Annotated in this window: 1 protein-coding gene and 1 pseudogene; both read right to left on the reverse strand. The window is 60.4% G+C overall.

The genetic code is table 11. The features are described from left to right. Window positions 1-451, reverse strand: a pseudogene (locus tag AC3IFE_RS21000) (fucose-binding lectin II); the annotation flags it as partial. Between the two features lie 123 nt (window positions 452-574). Then, a complete protein-coding gene (locus AC3IFE_RS21005; protein WP_209939466.1) occupies window positions 575-964 on the reverse strand; it encodes a fucose-binding lectin II in 390 nt (129 codons plus the stop codon). Window positions 965-1,663: the final 699 nt, after the last annotated feature.

Genomic DNA, 1,663 nt, shown 5'->3' on the forward strand with positions numbered 1-1,663 from the left:
ATCCGTCGCCACCGGTTTCGGCGCCCGGATTGCCGCCGCCTTGCGACGGCGATGGCGTGGCCGCTTCCCCGATCGCGGACAGGCTCGCGTACGAATCGATATGCATCGCACTGCCGCGCACGCTTTTCCACTGGCCCTTCACGAACGTGACGCCGCTGCCGGCGTCGATCGTCGCGACGAGCGTGAACGGCATGCGTCCGGTGCTTTCGGGCACCTTCGACGAATAGGTGAAGCAGCCGTCCGCGACGACGCCCTTGTCGGTCGCGATCGCGAAATAGATGCCCGGGAAGTTGTTGCCGGTCGCGTAAGGTGTCGGCACGTTGAGGATGACCTGCAATTTCCCGTCGCGAATCCCGGCCTTCGCGATGTCGATGTACAGGCCCGGGATATCGACGTAACGCTCCGACGTCGCGACGGGCGCGCTGACGATCGAAGCGGAAAGGAGCGGCATGGATGTCTCCTGTAATGAGGCGGTTTTTTCTGGATGGGGCGTGAGGGTCCGCGGAACGCGGCGCAAACCCGCCGGCCGCCATGGAGGCGGGCGGCAGCGATCCAGCGTCGATTGCGCGTCAGGTCAGCCGATCGGCCACTGGAGTACGACGATCCCGTCGTTGTAGTCGCTGTCGTGGCCGTCTTCCGACACGACGATCCCGAAGTTGACCGTGAACGGCGAGCCGTCCGATTTCTTGCCGGTGATCGGCGCGAGGCGCGCATCGGTCGCCGATTTCTTCCCGTTTACCGACACTTCGAAACGGATCTTGCCGTTGCCGGAATTCAGCGTGGCTTCGCGCGGGCCGTCGCGCGTCGTCAGCTTGTGATACGCGGCGGGTTCCTGGCTGTCACCGATAAAAAGCTTGATGTGCTGTTGCTCGGCTGCATTCGCGAAGAAAATCGCACGGAAATCGGTATTCGGCGGAATCGAAAACTCGCCGGCGCGATTGGATGACGTTTGAGAGTCGGCCATGATTGCCTCCAGATGGTTATTGGATAAGGCATGCGCCTTGTCGCGCAAACGTTTTTAGTTTGAAGCGCGACATACAAAGCATGGCGAAAAATAAATAAAAAAATATTCAAGTGGGAATGGTTATTGTTCAGTAAATCGAAAAGCGGCGCTAATCGATTTAATGAAATGTGCTAAATGAAGGGGGTTTCGATATATTCGAGAAATGGTATCGATACGTATATCGGTTTCTTGAATGATGCGAGAGCGCGCAACGCGGAGCAAGACGGGCGAGGCGCAATCGGGCTTCGGAGCAGACGCTCGACGTTCGCATATGGCAGCGTTTCGTTTCAACATCGACATCTCTGTCGTGGCCGCGCCCACCGGCCACCGTCGAACGTCCACACCGAAACCCGATCGCGAGGGAGGGTGTGCGGCGACCGGCGAAGAGGACAGACCGACTCACTCCGAACATGAATAGGGCCTTACCGGCGCCGCACCCGTGAAGCATATCGACGGGGGACGGCGCCGCCTATCGGACGGGACTGATTCTGCGCGAACGCGCGTGTCGCGGGATCGGGCGAGGCGGAAGCGCACTCGTCCCCGGTTGACAACCGTGGCCACCCTGTGATTTGATGCCGGCCATGCACGCCGCTCAGTTCCTCTTCTCGCTACGACTACTAGCCCGCTTCTCCGGGCTGGGTCTGCGGCTGCGCGCTTTCC

The organism is Burkholderia sp. APQ4-4ca (assembly GCF_057837105.1).

Excerpts from the sequence above, each read along its gene's own strand:
- AC3IFE_RS21005 (WP_209939466.1), bottom strand. The coding sequence starts at position 964 with ATGGCCGACTCTCAAACGTCATCCAATCGCGCCGGCGAGTTTTCGATT.